This is a genomic window from Taylorella asinigenitalis ATCC 700933, assembly GCF_000687755.1.
Lineage (GTDB): Bacteria > Pseudomonadota > Gammaproteobacteria > Burkholderiales > Burkholderiaceae_B > Taylorella > Taylorella asinigenitalis.
In genome coordinates, this window is the sequence record NZ_JHXN01000039.1 from 1 (window position 1) to 1,440 (window position 1,440).

Annotated in this window: 1 protein-coding gene; it reads left to right on the forward strand. The window is 61.4% G+C overall.

What is annotated here, in order from left to right:
• A partial coding sequence (locus T432_RS09010) for a ribonucleoside-diphosphate reductase subunit alpha (RefSeq protein WP_044971321.1) occupies positions 1–1,440 on the forward strand: 1,440 nt, incomplete at both ends.

A 1,440-nucleotide genomic window follows, 5' to 3' on the forward strand; every position in this document is an offset into this window, starting at 1 on the left:
GCTGTCCTTTGTGGCCGAACTGAGCAAGGGGGGCGGCGGCATCGGCGTGGAAGCCAGCAATCTGCGGGCACGGGGCGAAAGCCTGCGCGGGATTCAGAACGTCACGAAAGGCGTGCTGGGCGTGGCAAAGATGCTGGACAACATGCTGCGCTACGCTGACCAAGCGGGGCAGCGCCCGGGAGCCGGGGCGGTGTACCTCAGTGTGATGCACGCTGACTTCAGTGACCTGCTGAACGCCAAGAAAATTGCCACCGATGAGGACGCCCGGCTCAAGACCCTGAGTATCGGCGCAACGATTCCTGACATCTTTATGGAAAAAGTGCGCTGCGGCGAGGATATTTATCAGTTCTACCCGCACTCCTTTTTTCAGGAAACGGGCCGCGAGTTCACCTCTATTGACTGGACGAAGGAATATCAGGCGCTGGCAGATAACCCCAACATCCGCAAAAAGCGCGTGTCGGCGCGGCGGCTTCTGGAAGATATTGCCGTCACGCAGGGCGAAAGCGGCTACCCCTACCTGCTGTTTGAGGGCAATGCCAACCGCGCCAACCCGATTCCGAATGTGGGGACGATCAAGATGAGTAACCTTTGCTCGGAAATTTTGCAGCCCACCACGCCGAGCTATTTTCACCCTTACGGCCAAGAGCACCGGGACAGAATCGGCCTGGACGTGTCGTGCAACCTCGCCTCGCTCGTCATCGAGCAGACCATGCACGGCGGCGACCTCGGGCGGGTGGTCGGCGCGGCGATCCGGATGCTGGACAACGTGGCGCGCTCCACCAGCGTCCATGAGGTGCCGGCGGTCAAGCGCGCCAACGACGAGATGCGCTCGATTGGCCTGGGCGCGATGGGCCTGCACTCCTTTCTGGCGGGCAAGGAACTGATCTACGGCTCGCCCGAGGCGCTCGAATTCGTGGACGTGTTTTTCGCTGCCGTGCATTACCACGCCCGCAAAGCGAGTATGGAAATTGCCCGCGACACCGGCTTCGTGTTCAGCGGCTTTGAAGGCAGCCGCTATCAGTCGGGGGAACACTTTGCGCAGTATCTGGAACGCGACTTTGCGCCGAGGAGGCCCGAAGTCGCCGCACTGTTTGAAGGGCACACCCTGCCCACCCGCGCCGATTGGGAACAACTTGTGGAGGACATCAAAACGCATGGCCTCGCCCACTCTTTCGTGATGGCGATTGCGCCCACCGGCTCCATTTCCTACGTCTCGCACGCCAGCGCCAGCATCATGCCTATTACTGAGAAGGTGGAAACCCGCACCAGCAACAAGGCGCGGACCATCTACCCCATGCCGCACCTGTCGGAAGACACCGAGTGGTACTACGAGGAAGCCTACGACATGGACCAGCGCCGCGTGCTCGACACCGTGGCCGCCGCACAAAAGCATGTGGACCAAGGCATCAGCTGCACGCTGTTCCTGCCGGCCTCGGCCAC